We start from the raw sequence: 14014 nt of genomic DNA on the forward strand, positions 1-14014 counted from the left end.
CGCGCGCGAGGATCTCGGCGAGGGCACGTGACGCCGGCGGTCGCGTTCGATTTGCGGATCCCGCGACCGGGCGGCTATCGTCGGCGCATGCCTTCGGCGACCCAGGGACTTCCGACGCTCCTTCCGAGCGCCGCTCCCGCGCGCCGACGCCGTCTGGGCGAGCGCCGACTCTAGGCGACCCCGCACCGCCGTCCTCGTCATGGACGTCTGCGAGCGGGCGTCGCCGTCTCCGGCCCGCAGCCCCAGACTCTAAGGTGGAATCCATGACATATTCGGTCGCCGTTTCCGGCGCATCCGGCTATGCGGGCGGCGAGATCCTGCGGATCCTCGCCGCGCATCCCGACGTCGAGATCCGCACCGTGACCGCGCACTCCAACGCGGGACAGCCGCTCATCCAGCACCAGCCGCACCTGCGGTCGCTCGCTCACCTCACCCTCGAGCAGACCACGCCGGAGGTGCTCGCCGGGCACGACATCGTCTTCCTGGCGCTCCCGCACGGGCAGTCGGGGCAGTACACCGACGCGCTCGGCGACACGCCTCTCGTGGTCGATGCGGGCGCCGACCACCGCCTCGAGTCGGTCGCCGACTGGGATCGCTTCTACGGCGGCGATTTCCACGACCCCTGGGTGTACGGCGTTCCCGAGCTCCCCGTCGCCGGCTCGAAGCAGCGGAACCGGCTCGTCGGTGCGACCCGGATCGCCGCACCGGGCTGCAACGCCTCGACCGTGAGCCTGAGCCTCGCTCCCGGTGTCGCTGCCGGAGTCATCGACCCTTCTGACATCGTGACGGTGCTGGCGGTCGGACCGTCCGGCGCCGGCAAGAGCCTCAAGACCAACCTCCTGGCCAGTGAGGTCCTCGGCACGGCGAATCCGTACGCCGTCGGCGGCACGCACCGGCACATCCCCGAGATCCGTCAGGCCCTGGCCGCCGCCCGCCCCTCGACGGGTTCGGAGGCGGGCTCGGTGGCGCCCGACCAGGGCATCCGGATCTCGTTCACCCCCGTTCTGGTGCCCATGTCGCGCGGCATCCTCGCGACCTCGACGGCGCCCATCGCGCCCGGCGCGACCGACGACGAGATCCGCGCCGCGTGGGAGGCCGCCTACGGCGACGAGACGTTCGTGCAGCTGCTGCCGGCGGGGGAGTTCCCACGCACGGCCGACGTGCTGGGCGCGAACACCGCGCTCATGGGCCTGGCGATCGACCGGGCTGCGAACCGGGTGGTCGTCGTGACGGCCGTCGACAACCTCGTCAAGGGCACGGCCGGAGCCGCCGTGCAGTCCATGAACATCGCGCTGGGTCTGGCCGAGGGCACCGCGCTCACCGTGAACGGAGTTGCCCCGTGAGCGTCACCGCGCCCCAGGGATTCGAAGCGGCGGGCGTCGCCGTCGGGCTCAAGTCGACCGGCAAGCCCGACGTGGCCGTGGTCGTCAACCGCGGGCCGCTCAAGATCGGCGCGGCGGTCTTCACGAGCAACCGCGCGAAGGCGAACCCGATCCTCTGGTCGCAGGAGGCCGTCCGCGACGGCGTGGTCGAGGCCGTCGTGCTCAACTCCGGTGGCGCGAACTGCTTCACCGGGCCGTTCGGCTTCCAGACGACGCACCAGACCGCCGAGAAGGCCGGGGAGCTGCTGGGCGTGAGCGCCGGCGACATCCTGATCTGCTCGACGGGCCTGATCGGCACCGGCGATGAGGTCTTCCGCAGCAAGGTCCTCGCCGGCACCGAGAAGGGCATCGCCGAGCTCTCCGCCGACGGCGGGGAGGCGGCATCCCTCGCCATCATGACCACCGACTCGCGGCCCAAGCGCTCGGCCGTGACGCGGGACGGCTGGTCCATCGGGGGTATGGCGAAGGGCGCCGGGATGCTGGCGCCCGGCCTCGCGACCATGCTCGTGGTGATCACGACCGACGCCGTGCTCGACGCCGCCCAGGCCGACGCCGCTCTGCGTCAGGCGACCGGCCGCACGTTCGACCGGCTCGACTCCGACGGCTGCATGTCGACCAACGACCAGGTCACCCTCATGGTGAGCGGCGCGTCGGGCGTGACGCCCGACCCGGACGCCTTCGCCGCGGCGCTCGCCGAGCTCTGTCAGGACCTCGCGCAGCAGCTGCAGGGCGACGCCGAGGGCGCGAGCCACGACATCACCATCAAGGTCATCAACGCCGCGTCCGAGCAGGAGGCCGTCGAGGTGGGCCGCTCGGTCGCCCGCAACAACCTGTTCAAGGCCGCGATCTTCGGCAACGACCCGAACTGGGGCCGCGTGCTCGCCGCCATCGGCACCACGCAGGCCGAGTTCGACCCGTACGACGTGGACGTGTGGATGAACGGCGTCCGCGTGTGCTCCCAGGGCGGCCCCGACGCGCCGCGAGAGGACGTCGACCTGACGCCTCGCGCGACCGATCTCGTCATCGACCTGAAGGTCGGGGCGGCGGAGGCGACGATCCTCACCAACGACCTCACTCACGACTACGTCCACGAGAACAGCGCCTACTCCTCATGACAGACCTGCAAGAGACCGATCCCGGCGAAGCCAGCGCTCGCGCCGTGACCCTCATCGAGTCGCTGCCCTGGCTCCGGCGCTTCCGCGACCAGATCGTCGTGGTGAAGTACGGCGGCAACGCGATGGTGAGCGAGGAGCTGCAGGATGCCTTCGCCGCCGACATCGCCTACCTCCGCTACGTCGGGGTGAAGCCGGTCGTGGTGCACGGCGGCGGTCCGCAGATCTCGTCGATGCTCGATCGCCTGGCGATCCCGAGCGAGTTCAAGGGCGGCTACCGCGTCACCTCCACGGAGGCGATCTCGGTGGTGCGGATGGTGCTCACCGGGCAGATCAATCCGCAGCTCGTGTCGAAGATCAATGCGCACGGCCCGGTCGCCACCGGGCTCAGCGGTGAGGATGCGGGCCTGTTCGGCGGTCGCCGCCGCGGCGTGGTCATCGAGGGCGTCGAGCACGACCTCGGCCGGGTCGGCGATGTCGTCCAGGTCGATCCGCAGCCGGTGCTCGACCAGCTCACGGCGGGTCGGATCCCCGTGGTGTCGAGCATCGCACCCGACCTCGACCACCCCGGGCACTCGCTGAACGTCAACGCGGATGCCGCGGCATCCGCCCTCGCCGTCGCGCTGGGCGCCGCGAAGCTCGTCGTGCTCACCGACGTGGCCGGGCTCTACGCCGACTGGCCCAACCGCGACTCTCTCGTGTCGCACCTGACCTCGACCGAGCTGCAGGCGATGCTGCCCACGCTCGAGTCGGGCATGATCCCGAAGATGGCGGCGTGCCTGGAGGCCGTCGAGGGCGGCGTGGAGACCGCGGCCATCATCGACGGGCGGGTGCCGCACTCGGTGCTCGTGGAGATCTTCACCAGCAAGGGAATCGGAACAGAGGTGGTGCTCGGATGACGTGGCAGGACGATGCGGGGCGCGACCTCGTGAAGAGCTTCGGCGCTCGCATGCAGATGTTCGTGCGCGGTGAGGGCTCGTACCTCTGGGACGCGGACGGCAAGCGGTACCTCGACTTCCTCGCCGGAATCGCGGTGGACTCGCTCGGCCACGCGCACCCGGTGTTCGTCGACGCGATCGCGACCCAGGCGGCGACGCTCGCACACGTGTCGAACTACTTCGCGACGCCGCCGCAGCTCGCGCTCGCCGCGACGCTCAAGCGCCTCGCCGGCACCGGCGACGACGGCCGCGTGTACTTCGGCAACTCCGGCGCCGAGGCGAACGAGGCCGCGTTCAAGCTCGCCCGCCTGCACGGCGGTGCCGAGCGTCCGCGGATCCTCGCGCTGAACGACGCCTTCCACGGCCGGACGATGGGCACACTCGCCCTCACCGGCAAGCCGTACATGCAGGAGCCCTTCCTGCCGATGACTCCGGGCGTCGAATTCATCGACTCGACCGTCGAGGCGCTCGAGGCGGCGATCGACGACCGCGTCGCCGCGCTGTTCGTCGAGCCCGTCAAGGGCGAGGCGGGCGTGCTGCCGCTGCCGGAGGGCTACCTCGCCGCGGCCCGCGAGATCACCGAGCGGCACGGCGCGCTGCTCATCATCGACGAGATCCAGACCGGCGCCGGGCGGACGGGGGAGTGGTTCGCCTTCCAGCACGAGGGCATCACCCCTGACGCGATCACGGTCGCCAAGGGCATCGGCGGCGGCTTCCCGATCGGCGCGCTCATCACCTTCGGCCGCGCGAGCGAGCTGTTCTATCCCGGCACCCACGGCTCGACGTTCGGCGGCAACGCGCTCGGCACCGCCGTCGCGCAGGCCGTGCTGGGCGAGATCGAGCGTGCCGACCTGGTCCGCAACGCCGCCGAGCGCGGCGTGCAGCTGCGGACGGCGATCGAGGGCATCGACTCCGAGCTGATCGACGGATGCCGCGGAACCGGGCTCCTGATCGGCGTGGGGCTGCGGCATCCCGTCGCCAAGGCGCTCGTGGCTGCGGCGCAGGAGCACGGGCTGGTCATCAATGCGCCGAACGACGAGACCATCCGGCTCGTCCCGGCGCTCACGATCGGCGACGTCGAGATCGACGAGTTCGTCGAGCTCTTCACGGCATCGCTGCGCACGGTGGAGGACGCCCTGGTTCTCGAGTCCCCGACGGAGGTTCCCGCATGACCCGCCACCTGCTGCGCGACGACGACCTGACCCAGGCCGAGCAGGACGAGATCCTCGATCTCGCCGTCGCGCTGAAGAAGGACCGCTGGAAGCTCAAGTCCCTCGAGGGCCCGCAGACGGTCGCGGTCATCTTCGACAAGTCCTCCACCCGCACGCGGGTGTCGTTCGCGGTCGGCATCGCCGACCTCGGCGGGTCGCCCCTCATCATCTCGACCGCCAACAGCCAGCTCGGCGGCAAGGAGACACCGGCCGACACGGCCCGCGTGCTCGAGCGCCAGGTCGCGGCGATCGTGTGGCGCACGTACGCGCAGGCCGGCCTCGAGCAGATGGCCGAAGGCACGCGCGTGCCGGTCATCAACGCGCTCAGCGACGACTTCCATCCCTGCCAGCTGCTGGCCGACCTGCTCACGATCAAGGAGCACAAGGGCGAGCTGAAGGGTCTCACGCTGGCGTTCTTCGGCGACGGCAAGTCGAACATGGCGCACTCCTACGTGCTCGCCGGCGTCACGGCGGGCATGCACGTGCGGGTCGCATCGCCGGAGACGTACGCCCCGCGCGACGACGTGATCGCCGACGCGGACCGGCGTGCGGCCGAGACGGGCGGATCCGTCACCCTCTACACCGACGCGAACGAGGCGGCGGCCGGTGCCGACGTGATCGTCACCGACACGTGGGTGTCGATGGGCAAAGAGGAGGAGAAGCTCGAGCGGCTGCGCGACCTGGGCGGGTACAAAGTGACCCAGGAGCTCATGGCCCTCGCGCAGGACGACGCGATCTTCATCCACTGCCTTCCCGCCGACCGCGGGTACGAGGTCGACGCCGAAGTGATCGACGGGCCGCAGAGCGTGGTCTGGGACGAAGCCGAGAACCGGCTCCATGCCCAGAAGGCCCTGCTCGTCTGGCTCCTCCGTCAGGGCTGAGCGGGACCGGCGCGGAAGGGTTCCCGGTCGTTGAGCGAGCGAAGCCGGACGGAACGCACCGTGCCGCGTGAGGACGGCTGGCTCGGGTCGCGCTGGAACCGCCTCAGCGGTCCCGGCCGCATCGGCGGTGTGGATCTGGCGCGCGGGCTGGCCGTGCTCGGCATGTTCGCGGCGCACCTGCTGTGGATCACCGGGTCGTTCGACTGGACTCGGCCCGACACCTGGATCACGGTGGTCGAGGGCCGGTCGTCGATCCTGTTCGCCACACTCGCCGGCGTCTCCATCGGCCTCATGACGGGCGGACGGATGCCGCTGCACGCCGCACGGATGACCACGGCGCGCGCGCGGCTCGCCGTGCGGGCGGGTCTGCTGTGGGTGCTCGGCATCCTGCTCATCGCCACAGGGGTGCCGGTGTACGTGATCCTCCCCGCGTACGCCCTCATGTTCCTGCTCGCCCTTCCGCTGACATCGCTGCCGGCCGGCGTGCTGCTGCCGCTGGCCGGCGCCCTGGCCGTGGTCATGCCCTTCGTGCAGGTCTTCCTCGACGCGCTGCCGCTGTGGACGTCGGCCGCCGGGTATCCGGTGTCGATGGCCCTCGGCTGGCACTATCCGTTCACGACGTGGATCGCGTTCGTCGTCGCGGGACTCGGCGTCGCCCGAGCGGGCGTGACCCGCCCGCGGGTGCAGGTGTGGCTGGTCGTCGCCGGCGCGCTCCTCGCCGCGGTCGCCTACGGGGCGGATGCCGCCTCCGGTACACGCCCCGAGACGGAGGCGGCCTCGTTCCTCGGGGCGCTCTGGACGGCGCGACCGCACTCCACCGGCCTGCTCGAGGTCATCGGGTCCGGAGGCTTCGCCCTCGCCGTCCTCGGGGCGTGCCTGCTCCTGTGCCGCACCGCGGTGAGATGGGTGGTGCTGCCGCTGCGCGCCGTCGGCGCGATGCCGCTCAGCGCGTACACGCTGCAGCTCGTCGTGTGGGCGGCGATCGCGGCCGCGACTCTGGACCGCGTCGGCGACCTCGCCGGATTCCGCGAGCTGAGGCCCTTCTGGCCACTCACCATCGCGACCGTCCTCCTCTGTACCGCGTGGGCGCTTCTCATCGGACGCGGCCCGCTGGAGACCGTCCTGGATGCCGCCTCGCGCTTCGCCGTCCCCGGGGATCGCCGGGCCGGCGGCCAGGCGGACGAGCGAGGGCGCACGGACCCTGCGGATAGGCTTGTCGAGTGAGTGAATCGAAGGTCGACGGCACCAACGAAGGCGCACTGTGGGGAGCCCGCTTCGCCACGGGGCCGTCCCCGGAGCTGGCGGAGCTCAGCAGATCCACCCATTTCGACTGGGACCTCGCGCTCTACGACATCGCAGGCTCGCACGCGCACGCCAAGGCGCTCGCCGCCGCGGGGTACCTCACTCCTGACGAGGAGCTCGCCATGCACGACGGGCTCGACGTGCTCGCGCGAGGCCTGACCGAGGGCACGCTGCTGCCCGCGGCATCCGATGAAGACGTGCACGGCGCCCTCGAACAGGCGCTGATCGGTGTCGTCGGCGCGGAGCTGGGCGGCAAGCTGCGCGCCGGCCGCAGCCGCAACGATCAGATCGCGACGCTCGTGCGGATGTACCTGCTCGACCACTCGCGCACCGTCGCGCGCGAGATCCTGCGTCTCATCGACGCCCTCGTCGCGCAGGCGGAAGCGCACCCCGACGCCGTCATGCCCGGTCGCACCCATCTCCAGCATGCGCAGCCGGTGCTGCTTGCCCATCATCTGCAGGCGCACGCATGGCCGCTGCTGCGCGACCTGGAGCGCCTGCGCGACTGGTCCGCCCGCGCCGCGGTGTCGCCGTACGGCGGCGGCGCGCTCGCCGGCTCGACGCTCGGGCTGGATCCGCAGCTCGTCGCGCGCGAGCTCGGTCTCGACCGGCCCGCCGAGAACTCGCTCGACGGCACCTCGTCGCGTGACGTGGTCGCCGAGTTCGCGTTCATCGCGGCGATGATCGGCATCGACGTCTCTCGCTTCGCCGAGGAGATCATCCTCTGGAACACCCGCGAGTTCGGCTTCGTGACGCTCGACGACGGGTATTCGACGGGTTCGAGCATCATGCCGCAGAAGAAGAACCCCGATATCGCCGAGCTCGCCCGCGGCAAGGCGGGCCGTCTCATCGGCAACCTCACCGGGCTGCTGGCGACCCTCAAGGCGCTCCCGCTCGCGTACAACCGCGACCTGCAGGAAGACAAGGAGCCGGTCTTCGACTCGGTGCGCACGCTCGAGACCGTCCTGCCGGCGTTCGCCGGCATGGTGGCGACGATGCGCTTCCACACCGACCGCATGGCGGCGCTCGCGCCCCAGGGCTTCTCGCTCGCGACCGACGTCGCCGAGTGGCTCGTCAAGCGCGGTGTGCCCTTCCGCGACGCGCACGAGATCTCGGGTCACCTGGTGCGCGTCTGCGAGGAGAACGGGATCGAGCTGCACGAGGTCACCGACGAGCAGCTCGCATCGGTGTCGGCGCACCTGTCGCCCGAGGTGCGTGAGGTGCTGAGCGTCGAGGGGTCCGTCGCGAGCCGCACCGGTGTCGGCGGGACGGCGCCGGTCAGAGTGGCCGAGCAGCGGGCCGAGCTGATCCAGCGCGTGCAGGCGACCGCCCACGCCCTCGGGCTCTAGCTCTCTGGGTCCCGGCAGCGATCACCAGATCGCGAGCCGCACGAGCGCGCCGACGACGCACGCCCACACCAGGCTCGCGAGTGTTCCGATGATGAACCGCTCCCGCGCCTCGGCGCTGGCGAGCTCCGAGAAGCGGCCGATGCCTTTGAGGGCCACCACCACGGCGATCGCCTCGGGGAACCCGGCGATGATCCCGAGCGTCACCGCGACGCGTTCGAGGTAGCCGATGGTGGTGCCCCCGCGCATCACCTCGCGGACGGCACCGGCGCCTTCGCCGGCGACGGCTCCCGGCAGGGACGGGGCACGCAGGAGGATGCCGCCGTTGTCGCCCTCTTCCACACGGCCGTGGCTCGCGACGTCGAGAATGCGCCGGGTGATGGGATTGCCGCCGAGGACGGCCAGGGCGGTGCCGAGCAGTGCGATGCCCAGGCCGAGCAGGAGCGGCACGTTGACGGGCGACACCGTCACCGCCAGCAGGCACAGCACGACGAGGACGCCCGCGACGATGAGCGGGACGTCCGTCGGCTTGCGAAGACTGACGACCACCAGCACGAGCGCCGCGCACAGAGCGACGAACAGGAAGATCGAGAGCGCGGCGGTCAGCACGACGTCGGGGAGGACCATGGCGTCAGTCTGGCACGAGCCCTCGACGGCGCCGGCGTACGGCATCCCGTACGCACGAAGCCGGTCGTCGCCGGCGCGCTCACCCGCGTTCGGGCGGCGAGACGGTGCGCGTCCCGTCATCCAAGCGCGCCAGCACGCGTTCCAGTGCGGGGACGGCGGACTCCTCGACACGCAGCGCCGCTGCCTTGGCGCGCAGGCTGATCGCGCCCTCCGACACGCCCAGGCGTGCGGCGGCGTCGCGCTGGGTGAGCCCGTCGGCGAGCAGGTCGTAGACCTCCCAGCCCTCCGGGGTGCGGCGGTCGCGCAGCTCGACGAGCAGGCGGACGAGCGCTTCGGCGTCCTCTCCGCCCGCGGGTGCGGTGACGGCCAGCCGGGTCGGTGTCTTCTTGGCGCGATCGACTGCGTCCCTCGCGTTGATGAAGGCCTCCCCGCGTGCCGCCCGGACGCTCTGCGGGAGCGGCGACTCGACCGCGCCCACCCCCACGCCGACGGCCCATTCGCCGGCCCTCGTCAGCTCGAGAATGATGGACAGAGCCGCCGAGGGGTCGGCGACCGCGACCTGCAGCTCGTCACCTGCCGTGCGCTCGGGCGGCAGGGCGAGCCCTCCCGCGCCGCGGCGGGTGACGACGGCGAGAGCGGACGGAACGGCGTCGGCGTTCACGCGGCTGGCGCGCTGATCGGCTGTGAGGACGTACATCGCTTTCCTTTAGTCCAGGAGATCGAGTAGTGCACAGTTTAGCAGTGAAGCTTTATCTGAGCGAGCCTGTAGGCTAAAGCATCGCTAACTTAAGTCAGGTGACTATAGCGCCGATGGTGCGGCAACCGTCGCAGGACTGACCCGACCGCGGTACCAGTCCAGCTTCTCGGTGAGCTTGTCCTGCTGGGACCGCAGGTCGGCGATCGCCGCTTCGACGGCAGCGGCATGCTCCTCGAGCAGCGCGATCCGCTCGGGAACCGTGGACTCGTCGCGGCACAGAGCGCCATAGCGCCGCAGCCGTTCGATCGGCATGCCCGTCTCTCGGAGGCACTTGAGGAAGCCGAGCGTGCCGAGATCGGCATCCGAGTACTGGCGGTGTCCGCCGGCGCTCCGGGAGACCCGCGGGAGGATGCCTTCGCGCTCGTAGTAGCGGAGCGTGTCGAGCGAGAAGCCGGAGAGGGCAGCGGCTTCCGCCGGCGTGTACGTCGTCATGTCCGCCAGAATAGAGCTTGACCTGGAGCGAACTCCAGATTGCACAGTAGGGACATGACGAACTCCGTACCTCCCACGTCCCCCCTCGTGCTCGGCGCCATGATGTTCGGCACGGCCATCGACGAGCCGACGTCCTTCGCGCTGCTCGACCGCTTCGTCGAGCGCGGCGGCGTCTGGATCGACACAGCCGACTGCTACAGCTTCTGGGCGAGCGCCGACGGGCAGGGCGGCGACAGCGAACGCGTCCTGGGTCGCTGGCTCGCAGCCCGCCCCGGTGTGCGCGACCGCGTCCGCATCGCGACCAAGCTCGGCGCCGAACCGTTGTGGTCGGGCTCGTGGCCCACCGGTCGCGCGGGCCTGTCGCGACGCGCGGTCCTCGATGCGTTCGCGGGCAGCCTCGACCGGCTCGGCGTCGAGGCGGTCGACCTGCTGTGGCTCCATCAGGAGGATCGCCGCACGCCGATCGAGGAGACCGTCGAGGCCCTCGCCGAGCTCACCGGAGCCGGCCTGACACGCCGGGTCGGGGCATCCAACCACCCCGCCTGGCGGGTCGAGCGGGCCCGTGCGCATGCGCGCGCGATCGGATCTCTCCCGCTCGACGCCCTGCAGCTCAACGCCACGTACCTGCGTGTGCGACCGGGGACCCGGCCTCCGGGCGTGGAGCACCGCTTCGGCGTGCTGAGCGACGAGCAGCGCGACTACGCGGATGCCCACGGGCTCGAGGTCTGGGCTTACACGCCGCTGCTGTCGGGCGCGTACGACAACCCCGCCAAGCAGATCCCGGAGCCGTACGATCACGTCGGCAATGAGCGACGCCTCGCGGCGCTCGACGAGGTCTCGGCCGAGATCGGCGCGACGCGCGGACAGACCGTGCTGGCGTGGCACGTGGCGCACGGCGTGCGACCGATGCTCGGCGGCAGCAAGCTCGACCAGCTCGACGCTGCGATGGAGGCCGTGCGCCTTCCGCTCACGAGCGACCAGCTTGCGCTGCTCGACGCAGCGGCCTGATCCGGATGCCTCGACTCGGCCGTCGTCGTCGCGTCGAGGCATCCTGCGCCGGCGACGCGCAAGCCTCCGCATCCGCGCTGATAGCCTGGCTCGCGTGTCTGAAACCCTCGTGAGCGCGACCGCGCCTGCGATCGACCCGGCGTTCGAGAACGTGTGGGACGAGATCGTATGGCGTGGGCTCGTGCATGTGTCCACCGATCAGGAGGCGCTGCGCGCCCTTCTCGCCGGGGACCCGATCACGTATTACTGCGGCTTCGACCCGACTGCGCCGAGTCTGCACCTCGGCAACCTCGTGCAGCTTCTGACGATGCGCCGCCTGCAGCTCGCGGGTCACAAGCCGCTGGGCCTCGTGGGCGGATCGACCGGCCTCATCGGCGACCCGCGCCCCTCGGCCGAGCGCACGCTCAACACCAAGGAGACGGTGAACGAGTGGGTCGGGTACCTGCAGTCGCAGGTCGAGCGATTCCTGAGCTTCGAAGGTGACAACGCCGCCCGCATCGTCAACAACCTCGACTGGACGGCGCCCATGAGCGCCATCGATTTCCTGCGCGATATCGGCAAGCACTACCGCGTCGGCACGATGCTCAAGAAGGACGCCGTCGCCGCGCGACTGAACTCCGAGGCGGGCATCAGCTACACCGAGTTCAGCTACCAGATCCTGCAGGGCATGGACTACCTGGAGCTCTACCGCCAGTTCGGGTGCGTCCTGCAGACCGGCGGCAGCGATCAGTGGGGCAACCTCACCAGCGGCACCGACCTCATCCACCGCGTAGAGGGTGCCTCGGTGCACGCCATCGGCACCCCGTTGATCACCAACAGCGACGGCACGAAGTTCGGCAAGAGCGAGGGCAATGCCATCTGGCTCGATGCCGCGATGTGCAGCCCGTACCGCATGTACCAGTTCTGGCTCAACACCGACGACGCCGACGTGGTGCAGCGCCTGAAGATCTTCACGTTCCTCACGCGGGCCGAGATCGAGGAGTACGAGCGCCTCGTCGCCGAGGAGCCGTTCCGTCGCGCCGCGCAGAAGCGCCTGGCACTGGAGGTCACCAGCCTCGTGCACGGGACGGATGCCGCGGCGGCGGTGATCGCCGCATCCGAGGCTCTCTTCGGCCAGGGCGACCTCGCCGCCCTCGATGCGACGACGCTGCGCCACGCGCTCGAGGAGCTGCCGAACGCCGCTGTGCCCGCAGGGACCACTGTGGTGCAGGCGCTCGTCGACACCGGGCTGGTCTCGAGTCTGTCGGAGGGCCGCCGGGCGATCGCGCAGGGCGGGGTCTCGCTCGACGGCGTGAAGGTCGACGACGACGCGGCGACGGTGTCGGGCGCGCTGCCCGGTGGGGTCTCCGTGCTCCGGCGCGGCAAGAAGACGCTCGCGGGCCTCTTCGTCGGCTGACGCGGCGCGGTGAGCAGCGCGACGCCGGCGACAGGGTGACGGATGCCGTTCACTCCGAGCCACGCCGTCGTCGCGCTGCCGTTCCTCCGCACGCCGCTGGTGCCCGCCGCGATCGCGATCGGCGCGATGACGCCGGATCTGCCGCTGTTCGTCCGAGGACTCCCGCTGCACTACGGCCGCACGCACGCGTTCGGGTGGCTGCCGGTGACGGTTCTGCTCGCGCTCATCCTGCTGCTCGCATGGCGATGCGTGCTGCGGCCCGCCGCGCGTGAGCTGTCGCCGCGGTGGCTGGCCGCGCGGCTGCCGGGGGAGTGGGACGCCGGCGCCGGCGCCGCGTGGCGAGAGACGTTCGCGATCGCTCCGACCGGAGGTCGGCGTGCGCCGTGGACCGGAATGCTGCTGCTCGTCGTCTCGCTGCTCATCGGTGTCGTGAGCCACATCGTGTGGGATCTGTTCACGCACGAGGGGCGTTGGGGCTCGGCCGCGATCCCCGTGCTGGCGGCGGAGTGGGGACCGCGGCCCGGCTACAAGTGGCTGCAGCACGGATCGAGCGCGATCGGTCTCGCGATCATCGGTGTGTGGATGCTGGTGTGGCTGCGTCGACGGCCGGCGGCGGCATCCGTTGCGCGCGTCCTGCCCGATGCCATGCGCTGGGTGTGGTGGGTCTCGCTCCCCGTCGTGCTCGCGGTGGCCTGGGTGTGGGGGCTCGCGGCGCACGGTCCGCTCGACGCCGAGTTCACCGCAGCGCATCTGGCGTACCGCGTGCTTCCGCCCGCGTGCGCGGTGTGGGGAGCGGCGACGGTGGTCGTCTGCCTCGTGATCCAGGCGCTGCGCGCGCGATCCTCCTCGCAGGCCTGACCCGGCACGACGGGAGGACGATACCCCCGACGGCGTGGTTCGGCCAGGGGAGGGCCGCGGCTCGACGCCGAGGTCGCCGCAGTGGATCCGGACGTCGTGGTCTGCCCCGGCGCCTCGGCCGCCCGTGCGGTCCTCGACCGGGTCGTCAAGATGGGTGCCGAGCGCGGTACGCCCGTCGAGTGCGGGGGACGCACGACGGTCATCACGATTCACCTCTCGGCGGTGCTGCGGCTGCGCGATTCGGGGGAGCGCAGCGAGGCGATCGCGGGACCGGCCGCTGATCTCCGGCTCGCCGCGCAGGTGACTCGGGCGGGGGGAATCCGCGTGTTTCCGCGGGTGTGGGGGTGCGACACGCCCGGGGTGCGGGCTGGATTCGACGGGTGGGCCGGTCGCACGTAAAGTATTACTTGTTCGCCCCAAAGGGTAGAGCGGAAGGCCGGAAGGCCTGGCTCCCCTCAAGCAGTGAACAACCTCCACTCCTGAAGATCCGCCTCGCGGATCATCCGCTTGCGGGCAGGTTGGAGCCTCGTACGAGGAGCTCCGGTCGATTTGACGGGATCGCTTCGGCGAGATAAGATAGTGAAGTTGCCCAGCCGGGGCAGCGGGTCGAGAGATTCGCGCTGGCTGGTGCGTCCGATCTTTGAGAACTCAACAGCGTGCACTTGTCAAATGCCAATTTTTGTATCCTCGCTGACCATTTGTTTGGTTGGTGGGGGTCCTTTTTGGATCAATTCATGGATGTCAGTTTGATATTCGTTTTTGGT

General features: G+C 70.7%; 14 protein-coding genes. 11 read left to right on the plus strand and 3 right to left on the minus strand.

Annotated features, from left to right (window positions below; translation table 11 throughout):
* Window positions 1–263 precede the first annotated feature (263 nt).
* Genes argC through argH form a run of 7 tightly spaced genes read left to right on the plus strand, consistent with a single transcriptional unit; the run spans window position 264 to window position 8175 of the window.
* Window positions 264–1343 carry an N-acetyl-gamma-glutamyl-phosphate reductase gene (argC, locus tag VIP82_RS14765; protein ID WP_331909901.1) on the plus strand — a complete coding sequence of 360 codons (1080 nt, stop codon included), beginning with the start codon at window positions 264–266 and terminating at the stop codon, window positions 1341–1343.
* Complete coding sequence (gene argJ / locus VIP82_RS14770; protein ID WP_331909903.1) at window positions 1340–2497, plus strand: bifunctional glutamate N-acetyltransferase/amino-acid acetyltransferase ArgJ; 1158 nt, start codon at window positions 1340–1342, stop codon at window positions 2495–2497. The genes argC and argJ overlap by 4 nt, the downstream gene beginning before the upstream one ends.
* On the plus strand, window positions 2494–3393 hold the full coding sequence (gene argB / locus VIP82_RS14775) for an acetylglutamate kinase (protein WP_331909905.1): 900 nt from the start codon (window positions 2494–2496) through the stop codon (window positions 3391–3393). The genes argJ and argB overlap by 4 nt, the downstream gene beginning before the upstream one ends.
* Entirely contained in the window at window positions 3390–4604 is a 1215-nt protein-coding gene (locus VIP82_RS14780; RefSeq protein WP_331909907.1) for an acetylornithine transaminase, read from the plus strand. Before argB ends, VIP82_RS14780 begins: the two co-directional genes overlap by 4 nt.
* Window positions 4601–5524 (plus strand): ornithine carbamoyltransferase, encoded by a 924-nt coding sequence (argF, locus tag VIP82_RS14785; RefSeq protein WP_308869828.1) that lies wholly within the window; start codon window positions 4601–4603, stop codon window positions 5522–5524. The genes VIP82_RS14780 and argF overlap by 4 nt, the downstream gene beginning before the upstream one ends.
* A 60-nt stretch (window positions 5525–5584) precedes the next feature.
* Window positions 5585–6748 (plus strand): heparan-alpha-glucosaminide N-acetyltransferase domain-containing protein, encoded by a 1164-nt coding sequence (locus VIP82_RS14790; protein ID WP_331909909.1) that lies wholly within the window; start codon window positions 5585–5587, stop codon window positions 6746–6748.
* Window positions 6745–8175 (plus strand): argininosuccinate lyase, encoded by a 1431-nt coding sequence (gene argH, locus VIP82_RS14795; protein WP_331909911.1) that lies wholly within the window; start codon window positions 6745–6747, stop codon window positions 8173–8175. Before VIP82_RS14790 ends, argH begins: the two co-directional genes overlap by 4 nt.
* Before the next feature lie 21 nt (window positions 8176–8196).
* Here argH and VIP82_RS14800 read toward each other — a convergent pair whose 3' ends face one another.
* The 3 genes from VIP82_RS14800 to VIP82_RS14810 form a co-directional block, all read right to left on the minus strand.
* Window positions 8197–8799 (minus strand): hypothetical protein, encoded by a 603-nt coding sequence (locus VIP82_RS14800; RefSeq protein ID WP_331909913.1) that lies wholly within the window; start codon window positions 8797–8799, stop codon window positions 8197–8199.
* A 79-nt stretch (window positions 8800–8878) separates the two neighbouring features.
* Window positions 8879–9496 (minus strand): DNA-binding protein, encoded by a 618-nt coding sequence (locus tag VIP82_RS14805; RefSeq protein WP_331909915.1) that lies wholly within the window; start codon window positions 9494–9496, stop codon window positions 8879–8881.
* A gap of 102 nt (window positions 9497–9598) precedes the next feature.
* Window positions 9599–9988: a MerR family transcriptional regulator gene (locus tag VIP82_RS14810; RefSeq protein WP_331909917.1), complete on the minus strand. Its 390-nt coding sequence runs from the start codon at window positions 9986–9988 to the stop codon at window positions 9599–9601.
* 54 nt (window positions 9989–10042) lie between these two features.
* Here VIP82_RS14810 and VIP82_RS14815 point away from each other — a divergent pair, with 54 nt between their 5' ends.
* The 4 genes from VIP82_RS14815 (at window position 10043) to VIP82_RS14830 (ending at window position 13649) form a co-directional block, all read left to right on the plus strand.
* Complete coding sequence (locus VIP82_RS14815) at window positions 10043–10996, plus strand: aldo/keto reductase (protein ID WP_331909919.1); 954 nt, start codon at window positions 10043–10045, stop codon at window positions 10994–10996.
* A gap of 109 nt (window positions 10997–11105) precedes the next feature.
* The gene (tyrS, locus tag VIP82_RS14820; protein WP_414684685.1) at window positions 11106–12392 is read left to right on the plus strand and encodes a tyrosine--tRNA ligase; all 1287 of its coding nucleotides are present in this window, start codon (window positions 11106–11108) and stop codon (window positions 12390–12392) included.
* Window positions 12393–12434: 42 nt separating this feature from the next.
* Window positions 12435–13250 (plus strand): DUF4184 family protein, encoded by an 816-nt coding sequence (locus VIP82_RS14825; RefSeq protein ID WP_331909923.1) that lies wholly within the window; start codon window positions 12435–12437, stop codon window positions 13248–13250.
* A gap of 81 nt (window positions 13251–13331) precedes the next feature.
* Window positions 13332–13649 (plus strand): hypothetical protein, encoded by a 318-nt coding sequence (locus tag VIP82_RS14830; RefSeq protein WP_331909925.1) that lies wholly within the window; start codon window positions 13332–13334, stop codon window positions 13647–13649.
* The last annotated feature ends 365 nt before the right edge of the window (window positions 13650–14014 follow it).

The organism is Microbacterium sp. (assembly GCF_036566905.1).
GTDB lineage: Bacteria > Actinomycetota > Actinomycetes > Actinomycetales > Microbacteriaceae > Microbacterium.